This is a genomic window from Kitasatospora xanthocidica (genome assembly GCF_014656195.1).
Classification (GTDB): domain Bacteria; phylum Actinomycetota; class Actinomycetes; order Streptomycetales; family Streptomycetaceae; genus Kitasatospora; species Kitasatospora xanthocidica.
In genome coordinates, this window is sequence record NZ_BNBY01000024.1 from 46,987 (window position 1) to 65,327 (window position 18,341).

Below are 18,341 nucleotides of genomic sequence, written 5' to 3' on the forward strand. Positions count from 1 at the left end.
ACCCGCCATGAAGAAGACCACCACCGGCCTCGCCGTCCTCGGCCTGGCCGCCGCCGGTGTCGTGGGCCTGGGCGCGGGCACCGCGCACGCCGACCCGCCGCTCTGCTCCACATGGGGCGGCAGCCGCTACGGCGCGCCGTACCAGGTCTGCGTCACCTACTCCGGCCCCCAGGACGCCCTGATCCACTGGACCGTCAACGCCAGCCGCACCAGCACCGACGAGCGTTTCTGGCTCCGCGTCGCCAGTGCCTGCGGCGACCGCCTCGACACCGACTGGAACGACTACCAGGACAACGGCATGAACGTCGGCGACGCCTGGGTCCACTGCGCCTCGGGCGGCTTCGAGGCGTCCCTCTACCCGACCGAATCCGGCCTCCGGGACGGCCCCGTCGTCCGCGCCGGGTAGCACCCCCCGCCCCGCCGCCCCGTGCCCCCCGCCCCTCCGCCCGGAGAGCCGGGGGGCACGGGGCCAGCCGTGTCCGGGCTCGGCCGCCGTCGCGTGGGTCCGCTTCGGCCGCTCGCCGGCTCCGCTGCTCCCCGGCTCCGCCGGCCGGGTCCGGCCCGCCGGTCCGGACGTCCACGGGTCATGACGGACGCCCGCGGAACCGCCAGTTGTGCACCTCGATGTCTGACGTGGACCCCACCCGGCGCCGGATCACACTCTCGCACCACAGGCCCGCCGGCCGGGCGCGGAGGAACTCCGGTGACGATCGAGGGTGGGGCGACGTCCGCCGGCGGCACCGTCCTCACGGCCTGGTCGGCGTGGAAGTAGGTAGGTCGGCAACCACGACAGATGGTCAGCTCGGGGCACCCCGGCACGCCGCACGGGGCCGGGGTCGATATGCGGAACTCGGCAACCCGGATTGGACACGGCGGCCAGGACGGACCTGGCATCCTGTGGGTTTTCGCCTCCCTGTCGATGTGCGCCTTCGATTCGAAGGTGCATTATGGACGGCATGCCAGCAACGCAACGAGAAGCCAAGCGGCCACAGTTCGAACTTCGCTGGGGTGGAATGCACTTGACCATCCAGCGCATCCCTCCGTGGCTCATCACGGCGACGGCAGCAGGAGGTACGGTCTTCACGGCCTGGTGGGCACGGAAGTGAGTCAGGGGCCGACGGCGAAGGCTCCGAAGGCGGCCGCTGTCTTTCCCCGGTTCTTCGGTGGCCATCACGGGGCTGCCTGGTGAGTCTCGGACCGGCATCCCCTTGCGGGTCGTCCATCCGATCAGGGCAACTTCCGAAGGGGCTTGTGCAGGACGGTAGGCCTCCAGCCGAACACGAGCGGGGTGCCGTATTGCGCATCGCTGCCTGCGCCCCGGCGACGCATTCCTTGATCGACAATGCCTCCGTCTCGGTGGCGAAAGCGAACTGATTGAGCATCATCCGGTTGGCCGGGTCGAGTGGGTTCCGGTAATCGAACGTCTGCATACCGCCGCCGACCCCCTGCCGGTGTGGGGCTGCAGCGGGTGGGCGACGACCCGGGCGGCTCGGGTGTCGACGGTCGTTTGATCTGACAGGCATATCGTCCGCTCAATACGGCCGAACGGGTTGCCTGTACGCGGTCGTGGACACCCGCCGGCCGCTCCTCAGTAGCTTGGTGCGTGCACGCCCCGGTGGGTGGGCGCGGGTTCGGGAGGAGTGCACACCATGCGCAGATTGTCGATCATCGTGGCGGCGGTCACGGGGGCCGTCGCCCTCGCCCTGGGGAGCAGCGCCGTGGCGGGGCCGCCGGGGCCGCGGCTCGCCGCGCGCTACCTGAACATCCACCAGTGCGTGTACTACGGCCCCGGCGGGCACTACACCAACCTGCTGCCGAACACCGCCGAGACGCCCTTCAACACCGGGACGAACGTCTCCGACACGCCGGACACGGCGCTCTCCTGCGGTCCGGGGAGCGGGGGCTGGAAGCCGGCGCCGGCCAACTCGGCGGTGAAGGCGTTCGACCTCGCCGCCGGCCGCTACCTGAACGTCCACCAGTGCGTGTACTTCTCGGCCGGCCAGCACTACACGGCCATCCTGCCGAACACCCCGAACGTCAACTTCAACACCGGCACCAACGTCTCCGACACGCCCGACACCACGCTGCGGTGCAGCCCGGGCGGGGGCGGCTGGACGCTGACGCTCGCCAACTCCGCCGTCAAGTCCTTCGACCTGGCCGGCAACCGCTTCCTCAACCTGCACCAGTGCGTGTGGACATCGGCCGGCATGTACTACATGGGCGTGCTGCCGAACACCCCGAACGCCAACTTCAACACCGGCACCAACGCGGCCGGCACGGCCGACACCGCGCTCAACTGCCGCCCCGGCGGCGGTGGTTGGTCGCTCGACCCGCTGGATTCGGCCCTCCGCCCGCTGGGCGGCTGAGCCGGGAGGGTACGCGCGGGGCCGCGGTCCGCGGGGCCGGTCGCGCTCGCCCACCGCCCGGACGTCGCCGTGGTCGAGGTCCGCCTTCCCCCGGCCTTCACCGACGAGGGCATCAGGGCCCCACACCCCACCCGCGACCGCCGCCGTCGCCGCCGTCGTCGCCGTTCAAGGAGGGCGACCCCTGGGTCTGACGCCCCGCCGGGCGGCCGGAGCCCGGGCCGCCGCCCCGCTGCGCGGCTTGTCGGTGCCGTGGTCTACGTTCCCGGACATCCACGATTTCGGGAAGTGATCGAATGTCCTACGACGATGACGAGTGCGAGTACGGGTTCATGCCCGCGCTGACCACGGTCCTGGCCGATCCGCCAGAGGGTGTGCGGGCCCTCGACGGCTGGCGGATCGAGCGGCTCGGTCTGATCCGGGGAGCCGCGGGCGACGGCACCGTCTACGACCCGCTGGGGCCGGAGGGCGGGGGTTTCCCGATGCGGCCCGGCGGTACGCCGGTCTACCTGATCGCCCGCGAGGACGCACCCGGCGCCCCGGTTGCCGTCCTGGTGCACCCCGGCGAGACCGTCCCGGTCCGGACGCAGGACTGGGGCGACCGCGTGGCGACCCCGTCCGGCCTGGCCGTGGTGCACGCGAATCCCAGTACGACCTGGATCGAGCCGGGCACCGGGATGCTCAAGCGCGCCTGGGCCGCCTTGCACGCCCGCGCCGCCGAGGGCGACAGCTGGAGGCTGGAGAACCTCCGCGAGATTCTCCAGCGTGCCTCGGTCGACCCGGCCGACTGGCCGGTGGAGCCGGTCGAGGGCGACTTCGCCAACGACTGGCTGATGATCCCGGACGAGGACGGCGTCGGCACCGTGCTGGGCGTCCTGGCCGACCCGGACGGCTCCAACACGACCGAGTGCCTGGACGCCGAGGGCAACACGGTGGCGATCCTGCTCACCCTTGAGTAGGACGATCCTGCTCACCCCGACTGCCCCGCGCCGGTGCGCGAAGCCCGCGTCGCCCTGACGGGCCGTCGGGTTGGACCGGGGGCTCCCGGCCTCGTCAGGCCGGCCCGTCGTTCGAGGGCGTGGTGGGGGAGCTGCCCGGACCGGGGGCGGGCAGCGGCCAGGCGGGGTGGGCGAGGTGGCGGTGCAGGGCGTCGAGCCGGGCGAGGTGGGCGTCGAGGGCGGCGTTGACGGTGCTCGTGGTGGTGGTCACTCGCCCTTCGAGGTCGTGGATCCGGTTCAGGAGGTCCTGCCAGCGCCTTTCGGCGGTGGCGGCCGGGTCAGGAGCGTCGGCGGTCGCTGTCATCGCGGAGCAGGGTGGTGTGGTGGGTGAGGGCGTCGAGGCGGGTGGCGAGATCGTCCTGGCCGGTGCCGAGGTGGGGGCGGACGGCGGCGAGGGGCGCTATGAGGTCGGCGGGGTCGGCGCTGCCGAGGGCGGTGGTGAGTGCGGCCTGGGCGGTCCGGGCACCGGCCGGCAGGCCGGGCACGGCGGTGATCCGGGCGGCGAGGACCCGTAGCTCGGCGGCGTTGTCGCGGGCCCAGGCGGTGACGGTGCGGTCGGCGGCGCGGCGGTCGCGGACGGCCTTGACGCGTTCGGCACCGGTACCGGCCCCCGTCGTGCTGCTGGCGGGCTTGAGGCGGAGGTAGCGGTTCTCCGCGGCCTGGCGGCTGGCGACGCCCATGGGGCGGGCGAGGTCGGCCCAGGTGGCGCCGGCCTCCCGGGCGGTCTCCACCAGGCCGGCTTCCCAGCCGGCGAGCTCGGCGCGCAGCTCGCGCAGCAGCACCAGGGCGGCCAGGGCCTGCTCGGGGCCTTCCTGGGCATCAGGGGCGGCCGGGGGCCGGGACGCGGGGTTCCGGGCGGTGCGGACGGCGTCGTCGATGGCGGCCAGCGCCGCCGCGGCCGCCAGGAACGAGGCGGGCTCGACCGGCAGGGGAGAGTCGGCGGCGGCTCTGCGGGACTTCTCACTCATGCGGTCACTCTATAGGCGACACGGCTACTTGTCATCGGACGGATGACGCGCTAGAAAGGTGTCAGACGAAGCGCACTGGCACCCGTTCGATCAGTGGAGGTGTTTCGCGATGCTGCTGCGCACTGACCCGTTCCGCGAGCTGGACCGTCTGACCCAGCAGTTCCTGGGCAACACGGGAACCTGGTCGCGTCCGGCACCGATGCCGCTGGACGCCTACCGGGCCGGCGACGAGTACGTGATCTGCTTCGACCTGCCGGGGGTGGCCCCGGAGGCGATCGACATCGACGTCGAGCGGAACATGGTGACCGTCAAGGCCGAGCGCCGGCCCCGCCAGGAAGGCGAGGGCGTGAAGTGGGAGCTGTCCGAGCGCCCGCTCGGCGTGTTCTCCCGCCAGGTCATGCTGTCCGACACCCTCGACCCCGCCGGGATCACCGCCGACTACGACGCCGGCGTGCTGACCCTGAAGATCCCGGTCGCCGAGAAGGCCAAGCCCCGCAAGGTCGCGATCAGCCACAGCGGCGACCGCAAGCAGATCCGGGCCTGACCGGCCCCCGACGCCGTTCCGGCCGCCCCTGATCTCTCCCCCTCGGTCGAAGGGGCGGCCGGAACACCCCCGGGCAGGCCGCCCTCGCCCGGACCGGCCTGCCCCCAGCGACGCGAAGACGCCATGAACGGCCAGAGCGACCAGCCCTTCACCGTACGGGCGAACGGCGAGATCGACCTCGACACCGCCCCCGTGCTGCGCCGCGCCCTGGCCGCCGCGCTCGAGTCGCACCGGGAGGTGGTGCTCGATCTGTCGGAGGTGACGTTCACGGACTGCGCGGGCCTGGGCACCCTGGTCCGGGCCCGCAACCAGGCCGACCGCAGCGGGGGGCGCCTGGTCCTGCGCGGGGCCGGGCGCCGTGTGGTCCGGCTGCTCAAGCTCACCGGTCTGCACCGGCGCCTGGCCGTCGACCCCTGACCGGGCACCGTTCGCACAGGCTCCTCGGGATGGAGGGAGAACCGCGGTGACTCTTCGATGGGAGGCGTTCCTGGAGGAGGTCCGGGAGCGCGGTGAGTACGCCACCCCGCAGGAGGCCGAGCGGGCCGCCCGGGTCGTCCTGGCCCTGCTGGGCGCCCATCTGGTCGGCGGCGTGCGCGCAGAACTGGCCGCCCGCCTGCCGGAGACCATGGCCCTGGTCCTGCTCAACCCCTTGCAGGCCGCCGAGCCGCTCAGCCCCGAGCGCTTCGTGCGCGCGACGGCGGCCTGGATCGAGGGCGCCACCGAAGCCACGGCCCTGTGGGACATCGGCGCCGTCCTGTCCACGGTGGCCGACGCCGCCGGCGACGACCTCACCGGGCGTGTCCTGCTCCAGCTGCCCCCCGGTTACGACCTCCTGTTCGGCCGGCCCCAGCCCGGCCACCGCCCCTGAACCCGTCCGCGCCGCCGCGACCGCCCGGCCGGCCCCGCCCCGGAAGGCCACCGCCATGACCCGGTACCGCCTCCTTCTCCAGCAGGTCCGCACCCGCGGCCGCTACACCACCGACGAGGAGGCCGAGCGTGTCCTGCACGCCGTTCTGGCCGTCCTCGGCAGCCAGCTCACCGGTGACGAACGCTGCGACCTCGCGGCGGTTCTGCCGGAGCGGGCCCGCGCGGTCCTCGCCTCGCAGATCCCGCTGCCCGAGCCGGTCGCCGCCCCCGCCTTCGTCGAAGCCGTCGCCCATGCCCTGAACACCAGCCTCAGCGGCGCCCGCTGGGACACCTCCTCCGTCCTCGCCGCCCTCGCCGACCTGGGCGGCGACCGGCTGACCGACCGGCTTCTCGCGGAGCTGCCCCGCGGCTACGCCCTCCTGTTCGGCCGAGCCGACCTCATCACCGCGGCGTGACCCGGGACCGGATACGGGCCGTCACCGGCACTGCGGGCGCCAGCCCTTCCATACCCGCCTCCCTGTGCGGTGTCGCTCGTTTCCTCGGGTGCGCGGCGGCGGCTCGGGGGGTTGCCGCCGCCGCGCGCAGCGGGAGGCTACCTCACTCGCCGGCACCGCAAAATCTATGCGCGCCGGAGTAGACATTGCCCGTGGGCGGGTCTAACGTTTCTCTCGTAGACAGCAGTCGGCGATACCGGCCAGACACGAACTGGCCGGGGTTGTTGGACAGAAGTTCGCAGTTCGGTCCGGCAGCGGAGTTCCGAAGCCAGCAGGTGCAGGACGGCGACGGGGCTGGCTGCCGGGCCGGGCGGCCCGCAGGCATCAGGGGCCGCCACCAGCGGTACCCGTAGTACGCAGTTCAGCAGGTGCACTACCAGCAGTACCAGCAGTACCAGCAGTACGAAACCGACAGTTCAGTACAGAGGATGAACGGAGGGCGCAAGCGCCATCAGGATCGCCCGGCCCGTGAACACTCACCCGGGCGGACACCGCAGACCCCAACGCAAGGACGGTGGTTTCCGGTCACGCATACGCGATCCCCGCACACCCCCTACCCCGGGGTATTGCGGAAGTAGAAGGACCGGCCCAGGCCGGTAGATGGTGTTGTTCCCCTTCGGGGCCCCGGAGCCGACACGGCCCCGGGGCCCCTCGACGCGTTCTCCCCGAGAACCAGAGAGGTGCAGTGACTACAACGGCCAGCCCCGACACACCCGACACAACCGACAAACTCGACGACGACGACTACCCCGCCTACACCATGGGCCGCGCCGCCGAGATGACCGGCACCACCCCGGGCTTCCTCCGAGCCCTCGGCGAACACCGCCTCATCACCCCCCTGCGCTCCGAAGGCGGCCACCGCCGCTACTCCCGCTACCAACTACGCATCGCCATGCGCGCCCGCGACCTCGTCGACCAGGGCACCCCCATCGAAGCCGCCTGCCGCATCGTCATCCTCGAAGACCAACTCGAAGAAGCCCTGCGCCTCAACGAACGACTCCGCCGCTCCCGGCACGACCAGGAGCCCACCGCGGACACCTGACCGGACCGGCACGGCCACAGCCGCGGGCGGAGCCTATGGACAGGTTCTGCGGGCTCCGTCGCGGCGATGGCCGGCCCGTACATCCTGCTCGCTGCCGTGAAACGGCAGGCGTGCCGACAGAGCAACCGACCCCGTTCCCCGAGCGACACCGACAGCGCGTCGACCCACAACCCCTCGAAAGGTGCCCTCACCCCACCCGCCACCGCTGCGGCCGGAAACCGGCCGGACGCGGATGGAGACGGGGCAGTGCCCTCGAGCTGTGGCAGCGGTCGCTGGGCTTCGCGGCGCTCGGCTTCCTCACCCTCGTGCCGCTGCTGATCGTCATCTCAGCGGCCGACCCGGCGAACGGGCAGGGCTTCGCACAATGGCTGGGCGAAGGACTCGGCATGGCGGCGCCCTCCAGGAACAAGATCGAGCAGCTGATCGCCCTGCCCGGCCAGACACTGCGGACCACCACGGCGTTCAGCCTCGCCGCACTCGCCGTCTTCGGACTGTCGTTCGGGGCAGCGGTGCAGACCACCTACGAGAAGGTCTGGGGCCTGCCACCGGGCCGCTGGTGGGCCAGGTGGCGGCACGTCGTGTGACTCGCCGCCCTCATCGGCCTTCTCCTGCTGTCCGCGATCACCACCTTGTGGCGTCGGACCCCGCTCGGCGGCGGCGCCGCGGCGCTGAGCGCCATCCTGTTTCTCTGGTGGTCGCAGCGGTTGCTGCTCGGCGGAAGGGTCCGCTGGAGCGCCCTGCTGCCCGGCGCCGTGGCCACGACCGTCGGCCTTCTCGGCCTGAGGGTCTTCTCCCGGCTCGTCTTCTCGCCGCTGATCGCCACCAACACCCTCGCCTACGGACCGATCGGCACCGTCCTGGTCATCCAGTCCTGGCTGGTCGGCGTCGGCGCCGTCGTGTACGGCGGCGCACTGGCCGGCCGGCTGCTCCACGGCGAATACCCCCGCGTGGTAGGTGCGCTGAAACGACGAAGGTGAGGCCGGGCCGTCCCAGAGAGCACCCCACCCCACCGGGAGTCCGGTCCGTCAGAGGCCGTCCAAGGCCTGACCGCCGTCATCCCGCAGCACCTCCCCGCCCGGCCGTCGATCCACCACGATCCGGGTTGGGAATGCATCCGGCACCGAATCGCCGTCCGGGAGGCCATGGGGAAGGTCTGCGGCGTACCCATGGCGAGGCCACCGGGGCACAGTCGGGCTCCTCCTTCGCTGATGCGAATCGCAGTGAACACGGGAACCACCCGAGTCCGGTTCCCTGGCCGCCGGCAGCCAGCCGGCTGGCGTGGACGGGCTGACCGTCGCAGACGTCGAGCGACAGATCGGGGTCTTCGGGTTCCTGCACAACCTGCGAGCCGAGTTGAAGGACGGCTCGTTCCGGCCGTTGCCTGTTCGGGAGCGTGAGATCCCGAAGCCGGGCGGTTCCGGAAAGGTCCGCAGGCTGGGGATTCCCACCGTTGCGGACCGGGTGGTGCAGGCCGCGCTGAAGCTCGTGCTGGAGCCGATTTTCGAGGCCGACTTCAAGCCGGTCTCCTACGGCTTCCGGCCTTTGCGGAGGGCGCATGACGCTATCTCCGAGATCCATCTGTTCGGCACCGAGCGGTACCAGTGGGTGCTGGATGCCGATATCGAGGCGTGCTTCGACTCGATATCGCGCTCGGCCTTGATCGACCGGGTGCGGAGGCGGATCAAGGACAAGCGTGTGCTGACGCTGGTCAAGGCGTTTCTCAAAGCCGGGGTGATGACCGAACACGGCCGACACGAGGACTCCGACACCGGTACTCCGCAAGGCGGCATCCTGTCACCGCTATCGGCGAACATTGCACTGTCCGAGCTCGATGAGCACGTGATGGGGCCGTGGCAGCCGGGTGGGACGATGTCGAGCGAGAAGCGGCGCGAGCGGCGGCGTCAGAAAGGACTGCCGAACTGGCGGTTGGTGCGTTATGCCGACGATTTCGTCGTCATGGTGCACGGTGCCAGGGAGGACGTCGAGACGCTGCGCGAGCAGATCGCCTCACCGACCGTGCGCCGGCCGTGGTGGGCGGTGTCCCCGGCGGGCGTTCCACCCCGCCGTCCCGCCCGGTGGAGCCCGCCGAGGCTGCTTCACCCTCGGGCGGCTCGACCCGAAAGTCCACACGCCGGCCTGACTCTCTATCAGGTCCTGGGTCTCCTCCAGGACCTGCTGAAGGCCTGGACCGGCGCGGAGTGGCGTCTTCCCGTGGCCGTGCCGGCCGTGGGGCCGGTGCGGGGGCTACGAGAAGAACTGCAGGGAGGATGCCTTGTCGTTCCAGGAGCTGTCGAGGTTGCCGTACCCCCACGATCGGATCGCCAGCTGTCCGCCCGCGTAGTCCGCGTGTTCGTAGAGCACCGCCGGCAGGTTGGTGTTGTTGTAGTACGAGCTGGCTGCATCATTGAAGTTGTAGGCACCCAGGTAGGACACGTTCGAGCGGGTGACCAGCATCGGGGCGCTGCCGCCCCCGTTGTAGTTGGCGTCCCGGTAGAGGCACAGTCGGCCCGACGGGCAGCTGCCGGTGCCCTGCCCGTTCGTGAGGTAGGTGTCGGCGGCCAGGTCCGCCGTCTGTACCGTCGGGACGGCGTACGCCGGCACCGTCAGCAGTCCGGCCGCCAGGGCCGCCACCCCGGCGGCACGTACGAATCGCGACTTCATGGGAACTCCTCGACGTTCGTGGATCGTGAGCGGATCAAGCCTTCGGACATTTCCACTTCGTCGGCGAAACCATGGGCGACGTCACCCGAACGGCAACTCACAGTATTCGTTCGCAAGCCAGGAATGGTCAATGTCCCGGAAGTGGATGCGCCTCGGACGACGGCGCACCCGGCACAGCGCGCGCGGCCCAATGCGCCTCAGCCGCCCACGGCTCCTTGGCGCTGCCCGGGAAGCGCTCATGTGACGGCCGTTTGATCTGACAGGCATATCGTCCGCTCAATACGGCCGAACGGGTTACCGGTACGCGGTCATGGATACCAACCGGCCGCTCCTCGTAGCTTGGTGCGTGCACGCCCCGGCGGGTGGGCGCGGGTTTCGGGAGGAGTGCGTCATGCGCAGATTGTCGATCATCGTGGCGGCGGTCACGGGGGCCGTCGCCCTCACCCCGGGGAGCAGCGCCGTGGCGGGGCCGCGACGGGGACCGACTCGTCGCGGCCCCGCCGCAACGTGCAGGCGAGCGGCCCGGGAAGACCGCCCGGTGCGAGATCGCTCCGGCCGCCCTCGACGGGCAGGTCCGGGCGTCACCGGCCCCAGCACCCGCCGCTGCTCCCGCTGCTCCCGCGGCGCCCGCAGTGTTCGGCGGTGGGCGGGACCAAGCGGTGATAGCGCCCGGTCCTCGGCGGCGCGGGGTTCGTCTCGCCTTCGCGGAGGGGAGGGGCTTCCGGCCGCCCCGGGCAACGGGGAAGGGGCCAGGTGAGCGGCCTCCGGCCGTCCGAATGGCCCACGGGAACGGCGCTCAATTGGATACCCCTCGGAGGCATACCTGCTGCCTAGTCTCGGAGCACACGATGCGCCGCCGGTACGGCGCGCACGCCAACGGGAGGGAAACACCATGCGCGAGATCAGCATCGGACTGGCCGTCAGATCACCCTCCCCTCGCGCCGTTTCGCGATCAACGCTGCCTGGTCGGAGCTGTCAGTGACCACGGTCGACCGGCCCGTTCAAGTCGGGCACGCCGTCCCCGCGGAGCCGGGAACCTTGAGGGCCATGGCCCGGACCCGGCCCGTTGTCCGCCGCGGCCGGGTCATGGGCCGCCGGCGGAGCCGCGGTTGCGGCTGTCCCGCCAAGGTCGCGGCGGTCTCGATCCCTTGCCGGATCGCGTCGCACACCGCGGCCAGGCGGCGTGGGACGGAGCGGGGCCGCCGGGTGGGACGGAGCGGGGGTGTTCGCCCTCGTGGGCTTCGGGCATCGTTGCGGACGGCGAATCACGCTCATCCGACGACGCGCTCGCCGTGGCGAGTCCGATCACGACCTCCGGCATCGCGTCCGCGGCGGTGGGCGTTCCCCACGTTCCCCACGTTCGTCATGGGGCGACGGGCAACGCGGCGCCTCGCCAGGAGCGTCCGGCCGCGCGCGGGGATCCACACCGTTCAGCTGCCCCTGTCGGGTACGGGCGTCGTCACCGTGGACGGCATGGCCCTGCCGTCCACGCGGAGTACCGCCGGCCCGGGCAGCCGGGTCTCGATGACGTGGAACGGCGAGGCACGGAACTACGTCCTCACCATTCCGGGCTGGGTCGTCGCGCAGGCCCTGGAAGCACACAGGGGTAAGTCCTCCATCGCTTCGGGGAGCTCCGACCCCGTGCTCGACGAGCAGGACCCGCTGGCCGGCGCGTGGATCGAACTCGTCCGGGGATTCAACGAGTTCCTCGCATCGCCGTCGACTCGCCGCTCTCCGCTGGGAGCACGGCACGTCGAACAGCTCCCGATCGACGGCCCACCGGACGCCCGACACCACACTCAGAGCGGCACCCTGACGGCCGGCGACTCGGCCGCCGCCCTGCCACCCGCCGTACGCCGGGCCAAGGCGTTCTGCGAGGAACACGTGCACGAGGCCGTCTCGGTGGCGGACATCGCCCTCGCCGCGCGCGCCAGTCTGCCGAGCCTGAGAGAGGGTTTCCGCACGCACCTGAACACCACGCCCCGGGCGTATCTGCGCCAGCTGCGGCTCGACCACGCCCATCGCGACCTCCTCGCCATCGCCGGCGGCCAGGCGCAGGGCACGGTGACCGACGTGGCCTGCCGCTGGGGCTTCACCCACCTCGGCCGCTTCAGCGCGGCGTACCGCAAGTCCTTCGGACAGCCGCCGTCCGAGACGCTGCGCCGAAGCCGTCGAGCAACCTGAGCGACCCAGCGACCGAGCAACCTGAGCGACCCAGCGACCGAGCGACCCGAGCGGCCGCCCGTCCGGGTGTGTAAGAGCCTCCGCCCCGCTCCGCTATCCACAAGACGGGAAAACCCGCCACCACGAAAGCGGATAGCGGCGTGATCACGATCCGGAGAGGCTCTTCCCCGGAACGCGGCGGCCGGAAGCAATCGACCGGCCGTCGGCACCAGCACACGAATCCGAGCCAGCGCTCACACCACCCTGGAAGGGACACCTCCGTGACCATCAAGTCGCGCATCGCCAAGGCCGCCGCCGCGACCGCCGTCGCCGGCGCCGCCCTGTTCACCCTGGTCGGCACCGCCCCCGCCGCCCAGGCCGCGCCGTCCGGCTGCAACGCGGGCGGCCTCTGCGTGTACTGGAACGCCAACTACGGCGGCGGCGTCCAGACCGTCTACCAGGACAACAACGACCTCAGCCAGTACACCAACTTCGCCCACAGCCAGGGCGGTTCGGCGTTCAACAACGGCAACAGCTGCAACGTCGTCGTCTACGCCGACAAGAACGCCCAGGGCCAGGGCTGGATCCTCTACCGCGGCCAGGGCTGGACCCTGATCGGGGACAACCTGCCCACGATCCTCTCCAACCGCTGGTGCACGGTCTGATCCAGTGATGAAGACCAGGACCACCCTCGCCCTCGCGGCGGTCCTCCTGGGCCTCGGTGCCGCCGGATGCTCCTCGTCCGGCGGCACCACCCCGCCCGGGGCCCTGCCGCGTCCCTTCGGCGGCGTCACCCACTACGACGAGCGGCAGCGCGCCGCCCTGCACGACGCCGAAGAAGTCCTCGTCACCGGATGCATGCGAGAGCGCGGCTTCGCCTACCGCCCCCAGGGCCTCGTCACCGGCGACCACCGCGTCGACGCCAACCCGTACGGGCTGCTCAGCGGCGACCAGGCCGCCGACGACGGCTTCGGCGTGATCAGCACGGCGCTGAACCTGAAGCAGGCCGCCGACCCCAACCAGGACCACGACGCCGACCAGGCATGGAAGGCCGCCCTGCTGGGGACGGACGCGCACCAGGTCACCGTCGACCTGCCCGACCACCAGCAGTTCTACTACAACAGCGACTCCTGCCTCACCCAGGCCCGCGACACCCTCTACGGCCCCGACTACTTCCGGCTGTTCAACACCTTCCAGGTGCTCGGCAACAAGGTCGTCAGCGGGGTCCAGGCCGACGGTCGGTACACCACCGCCGAAGGCCACTGGCGTGACTGCATGTCCTCAGCCCACCAGAGCGCCGCCCACCTGGCGGACCCGGTGGCCGTGATCGACCAACGGGTGAAACAGGACGGCGGCGACCCGGCGAAGACCCACGACCTCATCGGCGGCGAGCTCTCCCTCGCGAAGACCTCGGCCCGCTGCCAGGACCAGTCCGGCCTCGCCGCCACCGTGGAACAGATCCAGTCCGACGTCGAGAAGACCGTGCTCGGCACCGACCAGCCCCTCCTCGACCAACTCCGCGGCCTGCGCCGGCAAGCCCTCGCCCGCGCGAGCCACCCGTCCCCGACCGGTACCCGCTGACGGCAGCACCCCCGCCCGTCCCCACCGGCGACCGACCAGCGGAACCCCCGGCAGCGGACCACCCGCCGCCCCTACCGGCCGCCCCGCACCCGAGAGGCGAATCCGCCCGGCCCGGCCCAGCCCAGCGCCCGAACCCGGGCCCGAACCCGGGCCCGAACCCGGGCCCGGGCCCGGAAACCGCCCCCGTCCCAGGCCACCCGGGCCACCCGGGCCTGCGCTACCCGGCCGCGCCCTCCGCGACGGCCTTCTGCGCGTCGGCGACGTGCCGGCTGACGCCCTGCGCGAACGTCGCCAGCTCCTGCGGGTGCGCCGCGATGTACTGCCGGTCGTAGGCGGCCTGGACGGCGACCGCGATCCCCATGAAGTTGGTGGACCGCTTGCAGGCGTCGTCGGCGGCCGCGGTGGCGAGCTCGGCCGGGGTGTGGGCGGCGGACGCCGCGGCGCCGTGCGTGCGGTCGCGCCAGCGCGGGTCCATGTAGGCGTCCGCCGGGGTGGCGTAGGTGAAGCCGTGGTCCTTCATGCAGCTGCTCCACTGCCGGTCGGCGGCCACGACGCGAGGATCCGTCAGGGGCTCCTTCGGCCCGCCGCCGGGCAGGGCGGAGGGGTCGGAGCTCAGGAACACCGCTCCGCCGACGGCGTCCAGGCCCTCCTGGAGGCAGCCGCCCTTGGGGGCGGCCCGGCCCTGGAAGTCCGTGACGGGGGTGCCGGCCGCGTCCCGCCCGGTGAGTACCTGCACGGTGGCGGCGGAGGTCGGCTGCCCGGTGCCGGTGGCCACGACGGCGTCGTATCCGGTGGTCGCGACGCGGTCGGGGGCGAAGTACCCGTAGAGCTGGGACCGGACGTCCCGGTCGGCGGGTTCGGCGCGGGCCGGGTCCGGGCCGGGAGGCTCCGTGATGCCCAGCCGTCGCAGACAGAGGGCGCTCGTCAGGTAGGCGGCCCGTTCCACGGTCCGGGTCTGCGCCGTGGTGGGGAGGTAGACGTCGATCGGGCGCACCACCTGGCCGACGCCGGTGATGGTGGGGATCTCGCCCAGCTGCGGGGGAGCGGTGCGGGTGCCGCCCGTGCCGCAGCCCGCGAGGGCCGTCAGCAGGACGAGCGTCAGGGCCGAGGTCGTGGAGCGCTTCATTTCCGTCCTCCGGGAGCGGGCGCGGCGGAGCGGCACCCGCCACGGGCGACCGCGGGTCGGTGGCGGGTGCCGGATTCACGGACCGGTGGGGCCGGGGATCACGTCCAGTTCGGGTTGTCGATCTCCAGCGCGTAGGTGATCACGCCGCCGAGGTAGCCGGTGGACTGACCGGGCTTCAGCTTGATGACGCCGCTGGAGTTGTAGAACGCGGCCCAGTTCCAGTTGGTCGACTCGTAGATGACGTGGTCGATCTGGCCGATCCCGAACAGGCTGCTGGTGTTCTTGTAGCCGATGGAGCCCGCAGCGCAGAAGTTGCCGTTGCCGCTGGTGGTGACCGTGAGCCCGTTCGTCGGGCAGCCCACTCCGCCGATGGCGTTCGCCGGTGCCGCCACGGCCAGCCCGGCCAGGGCGAGGCCGGCGGTGGCGGTGAGGGTGAGGAGCTTCCTGCCGATCTGCATGGGGAATCCTTCGGTCGAGTATCGGGATGTCGAGGCGCCGGTGTGATCGCGGCCCATGGAGAGAATGGCCGTCGGACGCAACGGCGGCGCGAGCCGCCCGGCCGGAGCCGGACAGCCGCGAAACCACCCCGAAGTTGTACGGAACACGACATGTTCACCGCCGTCGGCTCCCGGCCCACCAGGGGAAGGGGGACGATCGGATTGCGCTTCACCGCGTAGAACCCGGCCCGTGCACCACCCCCAGCCCGGCGGCGGGGGTCCTCCGCTCGAATCGCGGGGCCCGGCCGCCGGTGCAGGCGGCTCGGACCGAGGTCGGCCGCCAGGGGCGGCGGGCCGAGCCCCTGAGGAAAACCGCCACCCGGTAACGATCGTGAGGGACGATGAGAGGGTGCCCCGCACCGCCGAGGAGACGGCATGACCCACCTCCGCCGCCGCGCCGCCGCGGCCGCTCTCGCCCTCGTGGCCGGCCTGACCACGGCCGCCGCCACCGCACCGGCGGAAGCCGCCGCACAGGCCGCCGGCATCCCCCGGGGGCTCGACCGCTACTACCAGCAGCGCCCGGCCTGGCACAGCTGCGCCCAGGGCCCGCAGGACGAGGAGGGCGCCGTTCTGGACCGGGCCGGCGCCCGCTGCACGGAGGTCACCGTCCCGCTCGACTACGGCGACCCCGGCGGACGCACCGTCACGCTGGCGCTCTCCCGGATCAAGGCCACCGACATCCGCCACCGGGTCGGCACGCTGCTGCTCAACGACGGCGGCCCCGGCAGTCCGACGCTCGGCGCCCCGCCGCGGGTGCACGCCGCGTTGAAGGACACCGCCGCCCGCTTCGACATCGTCGGGCTGGACCAGCGCTTCGTCGGCCGCAGCGCCCCCCTCGACTGCGACTGGCCGATCGGCTACAGCATCACCTCCGCCGGGACCAGCCGGGCCTCCTTCGAACGCCAGGTCGCCTTCCAGCGGGACCTCGCGACCAGGTGCCGTTCGGCGGCCGGGGACCTGCTGCCGCACGCGAGCACCCGCGACGCGGCCCGCGACATGGACGTGGTGCGGGGCGCGCTCGGCGAACGGCAGATCTCCTACCTCGGCCTCTCGTACGGCACCTACCTCGGCACGGTGTACACCCAGATGTTCCCCGGCCGCTACGACCGGGTGGTCCTGGACAGCGCGCTGGCCCCGGCCCACGCCGGGCCGGAGCTGCTCCCCAACATGGCGCCGGAGAACGAGCGGGCGTTCGCCGACTGGGCGGACTGGGCGGCGGCCCGCCACGACACGTACGGGCTGGGCCGCACCCGCGAGGAGGTGGTCGCCGGGGTGCTGCGAACGGTCCGGGCGGCCGCGGCGCGCCCGCTCGTCGTCGGCACCGGCGCGGGCGCCTTCGAGCTCGACGACACCCGGGTGCCGCTGCTGCTGTTCGGGAACCTCGCGGGCGACTCCGACGCTGAACGGGCGGTCCTCGCCGAGCTGGTGGCGATGCTCGCCGAGGCCGCGGAGGGCAGGCCGGTCACCCCCTCGGACGGGACCACCGCCCTCCTGCGCTTCCTGTTCACCCCGCAAGGGTCGCCGTCCGGCAGCGTCTCCCAGGCCATCCTGTGCGCGGACGGCACCGCGCCGCGCGACCCGGAGGACTACTGGCGCCGGATCGAGCGCGACCGCGCCCGGTACCCGCTGTCCGGCCCGCTGCTCGACAACATCTCCCCGTGCGCCTTCCTGGACCCCCCGCGCGAGCCGTCCACCGAGGTGCGCCGCGGCGCCCGGGCGCTGATCCTCTCCGCCACCGGGGACCCGCGCACCCCCTACCGGGACGGCGTCGCGCTGCACGGGATGCTGCCCGGCTCCCGGCTGCTGACCCTGCGGGGCGCCGACCAGCACGGCCTCTACGGGACGTACGGCAACGCGTGCGTGGACGACGCGGTCAACGCCTACCTGGCCGCCGGGCGCCTGCCGGAGGCCGACCTGACCTGCACCAAGGCGTAGCCGGGCAGGGCCCGTCGCCGCGGCGCGGCCGGATCGAGGCCGGTGGGGGAACGGCTCGGGGAGGACCGTGCCGATCCGACGGGCAGGCACGGCGCACCAGGCAGTTCGGGTACCGTCGGCCGGAACCGGGCCGGCCCAGGGGGAAGGCCGTGCTGGACAGGGTGGCCGCTATGGACGATCGCTCGGGCCCGCGGGTCGTGTCACCGGCACTGCTCGGCATCGGCGGTGACTGGCTGCCTGTCACCACCGGCGAGTCGGAGGCCTTCGTCTTCCGCAGTGCGGACGCCCGCCGGTACGCCAAGTGCGTGCCCGCCGTGGACGCGGCGAACCTGGCGGCGGAGCGCGACCGGATCGTGTGGCTGAGCGCTCAGGAGGTACTGGGCCCGGCCGCCCTCGACTGGTACGACGACGACGCGGTCGTCTGCCGGGGGGACCTGTGCCTGCCCAACATCATGCTCGATCCACAGGCCCTGGACGTGTCAGGCTTCATCGACCTGGGCCGCCTCGGCCGGGCCGACCGCTACGCCGACCTGGCACTGCTCCTGGCCGACGCGCGGGAGACGTGGACGGACGAGGAGCAGGCACAGGCCGCGGACGTGGCGTTCGCCAAGAGGTACGGCATCACCCTGGACCACCAACGTCTGCGCTTCTACCTCCACCTCGACCCGCTCACCTGGGGCTGACTCCCCAGCACGGAACCCCTCGATCGAGGTCGGGGCGCTCCGGGCGGGTCGGGCCGGGTCGGTCATGACGCCGCGCAGGACCGCCGTTGCGCACTCAGGCCGGCGGCAACGCCGGTGCGCTGGAGGAGAGTTCGCAGATCCTGAGTCCTGCCGGAGGTGGCCAGGCCGCCTCCGTCACCGCTTCGGGTCTGGTCGTCTCCGCCGCCGGTGGCGGAGGAGGCGCCGGGAGCGTCGACGAGATCGACGGCGTCAACGGCGGTGCCGGTGCCGGTGGCGGCGACGGCGGGGGCGCCGGCGGCTCGGTGAACGGCTCTCCGGAGGCGACCGCCGGCCAGCCGGGCACCTCACCGACCTGTACCGCGTCCGGCAACGGGCTGACGGCCGTCGCGGGCCCGGCCGCCACCAGCACGGCCGGGCAA

General features: G+C 72.5%; 18 protein-coding genes and 2 pseudogenes. 15 read left to right on the forward strand and 5 right to left on the reverse strand.

From position 1 onward, the window contains the following. Positions 1-7: 7 nt before the first annotated feature. The 3 genes from IE332_RS30835 (at position 8) to IE332_RS30845 (ending at position 3,322) form a co-directional block, all read left to right on the forward strand. Entirely contained in the window at positions 8-406 is a 399-nt protein-coding gene (locus IE332_RS30835; RefSeq protein WP_189922820.1) for a hypothetical protein, read from the forward strand. A gap of 1,243 nt (positions 407-1,649) precedes the next feature. Continuing rightward, a complete protein-coding gene (locus IE332_RS30840; RefSeq protein WP_189922822.1) occupies positions 1,650-2,366 on the forward strand; it encodes a hypothetical protein in 717 nt (238 codons plus the stop codon). 293 nt (positions 2,367-2,659) lie between these two features. After that, positions 2,660-3,322, forward strand: coding sequence for a hypothetical protein (locus IE332_RS30845; protein ID WP_189922824.1), 663 nt, complete (start codon positions 2,660-2,662; stop codon positions 3,320-3,322). 94 nt (positions 3,323-3,416) lie between these two features. Here the strand turns inward: IE332_RS30845 and IE332_RS30850 are convergent, their stop codons facing one another. Continuing rightward, the gene (locus IE332_RS30850; protein ID WP_189922826.1) at positions 3,417-3,665 is read right to left on the reverse strand and encodes a hypothetical protein; all 249 of its coding nucleotides are present in this window, start codon (positions 3,663-3,665) and stop codon (positions 3,417-3,419) included. Next, positions 3,640-4,329: a type III effector protein gene (locus IE332_RS30855; RefSeq protein WP_189922828.1), complete on the reverse strand. Its 690-nt coding sequence runs from the start codon at positions 4,327-4,329 to the stop codon at positions 3,640-3,642. Before IE332_RS30855 ends, IE332_RS30850 begins: the two co-directional genes overlap by 26 nt. A gap of 109 nt (positions 4,330-4,438) precedes the next feature. On the opposite strand from IE332_RS30855, the gene IE332_RS30860 reads away from it, so the two are divergent. From IE332_RS30860 to IE332_RS30890, 7 genes and pseudogenes are all read left to right on the forward strand, one after another. Beyond that, complete coding sequence (locus IE332_RS30860) at positions 4,439-4,873, forward strand: Hsp20/alpha crystallin family protein (protein WP_189922830.1); 435 nt, start codon at positions 4,439-4,441, stop codon at positions 4,871-4,873. A gap of 123 nt (positions 4,874-4,996) precedes the next feature. Next, positions 4,997-5,290, forward strand: a complete 294-nt coding sequence (locus IE332_RS30865; RefSeq protein WP_189922839.1) for an STAS domain-containing protein — start codon at positions 4,997-4,999, stop codon at positions 5,288-5,290. 46 nt (positions 5,291-5,336) lie between these two features. Next, the gene (locus IE332_RS30870; RefSeq protein ID WP_189922841.1) at positions 5,337-5,741 is read left to right on the forward strand and encodes a DUF2267 domain-containing protein; all 405 of its coding nucleotides are present in this window, start codon (positions 5,337-5,339) and stop codon (positions 5,739-5,741) included. A 55-nt stretch (positions 5,742-5,796) separates the two neighbouring features. Continuing rightward, a complete protein-coding gene (locus tag IE332_RS30875) occupies positions 5,797-6,195 on the forward strand; it encodes a DUF2267 domain-containing protein (RefSeq protein ID WP_189922843.1) in 399 nt (132 codons plus the stop codon). A gap of 724 nt (positions 6,196-6,919) precedes the next feature. Beyond that, positions 6,920-7,276: a MerR family transcriptional regulator gene (locus IE332_RS30880; protein WP_189922845.1), complete on the forward strand. Its 357-nt coding sequence runs from the start codon at positions 6,920-6,922 to the stop codon at positions 7,274-7,276. Positions 7,277-7,533: 257 nt separating this feature from the next. Further along, positions 7,534-8,253: pseudogene (locus IE332_RS30885) on the forward strand (YhjD/YihY/BrkB family envelope integrity protein). Positions 8,254-8,554: 301 nt separating this feature from the next. After that, positions 8,555-9,265 (forward strand): annotated as a pseudogene (locus tag IE332_RS30890) (reverse transcriptase domain-containing protein); the annotation flags it as partial. A 255-nt stretch (positions 9,266-9,520) separates the two neighbouring features. On the opposite strand, the gene IE332_RS30895 reads toward IE332_RS30890, so the two are convergent. Beyond that, the gene (locus IE332_RS30895; protein ID WP_189922847.1) at positions 9,521-9,937 is read right to left on the reverse strand and encodes a peptidase inhibitor family I36 protein; all 417 of its coding nucleotides are present in this window, start codon (positions 9,935-9,937) and stop codon (positions 9,521-9,523) included. Between the two features lie 1,473 nt (positions 9,938-11,410). Here IE332_RS30895 and IE332_RS30900 point away from each other — a divergent pair. From IE332_RS30900 to IE332_RS30910, 3 genes are all read left to right on the forward strand, one after another. Further along, a complete protein-coding gene (locus IE332_RS30900; protein ID WP_189922849.1) occupies positions 11,411-12,121 on the forward strand; it encodes a helix-turn-helix transcriptional regulator in 711 nt (236 codons plus the stop codon). Between the two features lie 260 nt (positions 12,122-12,381). Then, positions 12,382-12,765, forward strand: a complete 384-nt coding sequence (locus IE332_RS30905; protein WP_229929053.1) for a peptidase inhibitor family I36 protein — start codon at positions 12,382-12,384, stop codon at positions 12,763-12,765. A 7-nt stretch (positions 12,766-12,772) separates the two neighbouring features. Beyond that, on the forward strand, positions 12,773-13,681 hold the full coding sequence (locus IE332_RS30910; protein ID WP_189922851.1) for a hypothetical protein: 909 nt from the start codon (positions 12,773-12,775) through the stop codon (positions 13,679-13,681). 217 nt (positions 13,682-13,898) lie between these two features. Here IE332_RS30910 and IE332_RS30915 read toward each other — a convergent pair whose 3' ends face one another. Then, entirely contained in the window at positions 13,899-14,807 is a 909-nt protein-coding gene (locus IE332_RS30915) for a hypothetical protein (protein ID WP_189922853.1), read from the reverse strand. Between the two features lie 98 nt (positions 14,808-14,905). Continuing rightward, a complete protein-coding gene (locus tag IE332_RS30920; RefSeq protein ID WP_189922856.1) occupies positions 14,906-15,265 on the reverse strand; it encodes a hypothetical protein in 360 nt (119 codons plus the stop codon). A gap of 414 nt (positions 15,266-15,679) precedes the next feature. On the opposite strand from IE332_RS30920, the gene IE332_RS30925 reads away from it, so the two are divergent. Continuing rightward, positions 15,680-17,239 (forward strand): alpha/beta fold hydrolase, encoded by a 1,560-nt coding sequence (locus IE332_RS30925; protein ID WP_189922864.1) that lies wholly within the window; start codon positions 15,680-15,682, stop codon positions 17,237-17,239. Between the two features lie 170 nt (positions 17,240-17,409). Continuing rightward, entirely contained in the window at positions 17,410-17,922 is a 513-nt protein-coding gene (locus IE332_RS30930; protein WP_189922866.1) for a phosphotransferase, read from the forward strand. Positions 17,923-18,341 lie beyond the last annotated feature (419 nt).